General features: G+C 68.2%; 1 protein-coding gene. It reads right to left on the bottom strand.

The features are described from left to right. Nucleotides 1–2682: acyltransferase domain-containing protein (locus tag AB4Z47_RS30500; protein WP_441956149.1), on the bottom strand; the 2682-nt coding region annotated here is incomplete at both ends.

Below are 2682 nucleotides of genomic sequence, written 5' to 3'. Positions count from 1 at the left end.
TCTGCGCCGACGTGCAGCATCGCATCCAGCAACGCCGGATGAACACCGAAACGCTCGTTCCGATCACTGACGCTCTCATCGAGCGACACCTCGGCGAACACTTCGCGACCGCGCCGCCACGCCGCCGTGACTCCCTGAAACGCCACACCATAACCCACACCGTGCTCGGCCAACCGGTCGTACAACTCCTCGGCCGCCACCAACTCCGCCGCCGCGGGTGGCCAATCCCCAGCCGACCACAACAGCGCGTCGGCAGCATGCGGGGCGAGAACACCCGTCGCATACTGCCGCCACTGCGAGGTGTCACCCTCCGGCGCGACGGCCCACTCGTCATCTTGCGCGTCGAGGGGCTCCGCGCTGTCGGGACGAGCGTGGATCGTGAAAGCTCGCCGCCCGTGCTGGTCCGCCGCGGAAACACCCACCTGAATGTTCAACGCCATAGCCCGCGGCGGAAACGACGAAGACAGCCGTAACTCCGCCACCGACTCCGCACCCACCCTCGCGCCCACGCTCAACGCGGCATCGACCCACACCGCAGCAGGCACCACAGCCGATCCGAAGACCACATGGTCGGCAAGCCACGGATGGGCCTCTGGCGTCAGGCGACCGGTGAACAACCACTCGTCCCGCCCAGCCACCGACACCGCGGCACTCAACACCGGATGCCCCGGAGGAATCGACCCGGCACGGCTTACCTCACCCGACCCCGCACCCGCCACGACCGCCGGCGTCCAGCACCGCCGCCGCTGGAACGCATACGTCGGCAAATCCACCCGCTCCGCCGGCGCAGCCAACACCTCCGGTGTGACGTCGATACCGACACAATAAGCACGCGCCAACGCCGCAGCGAACTGTTCCGGACCACCCCGACCACGCCGCAGTGTGTCGAGGACAGCCACGTGGTCGGCTTTACCGATCGACTCCGCGGTCAACTCGACCGCCGCCGACACCACCGGATGCGGGCTGGCCTCGACGAACGCATTCATCCCGGCACAGATCAAGGACTCGATCGCCTCACCGAAGCGCACCCGCTCCCGCAAACCCCGATACCAATACCCCGCATCCAAACCCGCCGTATCCACGAACTCCGCGGTCACCGCCGAAAAGAACGGCACCGAACCCGTTTCCGGCCGAATCGGCGCCAACTCGGCCAGCACCCGATCCCGAATCCGCTCCACCGCCGCCGAATGCGACGCATAATCCACCGGAACCTGCCTTGCCCACACCCCGTCGGCCGCACACCCGGCAAGGAATTCCGCCAACGCCGCCGACTCACCCGAGACCACGGTCTGCCCCGGACCGTTCACCGCCGCCACCGACAACCGATCACCGAACGGCGCCAACCGATCAGCCACCGCATCCACTGCTGTACCGACCGACGCCATACCGCCCGACCCCGCCAACACCTCCGCGACAGCACGCGACCGCACCGCCACCACCCGAGCCCCGTCGGCCAACGACAATCCGCCGGCCACCACCGCCGCCGCGATCTCGCCCTGCGAATGTCCCACCACTGCCGCCGGCTGGACCCCACTGGCCTGCCACAACCGCGCCAACGACACCAACGTCGCGAACAGCACCGGCTGCACCACATCCACCCGCTCCAGCGACGCCGCACCCGGCTCCCCGCGCAACACCGCCGTCAACGACCAATCCACAAACGGCGCCAACGCCGCCTCGCACTCCGCGATCGACTCCGCGAACACCCCACCCGACGCCAACAACTCCGCACCCATCCCCACCCACTGGCTGCCCTGCCCCGGAAACACGAACACCACCCGACGAGACAGGGCGTGACCGGTCACCACATAGGGCTCGGCCTCCACCGATTCCGCCGCCGAATCGGCCAGCACCTCCAGCGCAGCGCGCATCGCGTCGACGTCGTGCCCGACCACCGCACCACGCCACGCCAACGGCGCACGCGAACGCATGAGCGAATACGCCATCTCGGCGCCATCCTGCTGCGGATGATCGGCCAACCACTCCCGTAAACGAACAGCCTGGCCCCGCAAAGCCTCCCGGTTCTGTCCAGACAACACCCATGCCAGCGGCCGCGAGGCGCCCATGATCCGGGCCGGTCCTGCCCCGGAGTGTCTTTGTCCGGGGAAGCGCGTCGCGGTGACGACATCGGCCGCCGCAATCGGCGACAGTGACATCGCGTCGCCCGCAACCCGGGCGGGAGCTTCCTCCACAATCACATGCGCGTTCGTGCCACCCATACCGAACGACGACACTCCCGCCCTGCGCAGCGCCACGGTATCGATTGCGACGCTCGCTCGGTCCTCATGGATACCCTCTGCTGTCGCCTCGGGCCCCACGCTCGGCGACGCGGCAGACCAGTGCTGCGTCGCGGTCTGCACCCGCAACCCCAGCTCATCGAGCGGGATCCGCGGATTCGGTGTGTGAAAGTTCAGGCTGGGCACCAGTTCTCGATGCCGCAGCGACAATGCGGTCTTGATCAGACCCGCAATCCCCGCAGCGCCTTCGAGATGACCGATATTGGTCTTGACCGAACCGACGGCCAACCACGCTGCCTCGGGCCGGCGCACGCCGTAGGTTTCGCCGAGAGCCGTCGCCTCGACCGGATCTCCTGCGGGCGTGCCGGTTCCGTGCAGTTCCACGTATTGCACGGACGAGCTTTCCACCCCGGCCGCCGCCAGCGCCGCCCGAATGACCGTTGTC

The sequence above is a fragment of the Nocardia sp. 2TAF39 genome, from assembly GCF_052114905.1.
GTDB lineage: Bacteria > Actinomycetota > Actinomycetes > Mycobacteriales > Mycobacteriaceae > Nocardia.
Note: the sequence above shows the minus strand (reverse complement) of the source record. Positions and strands in the feature narration are given on the sequence as shown.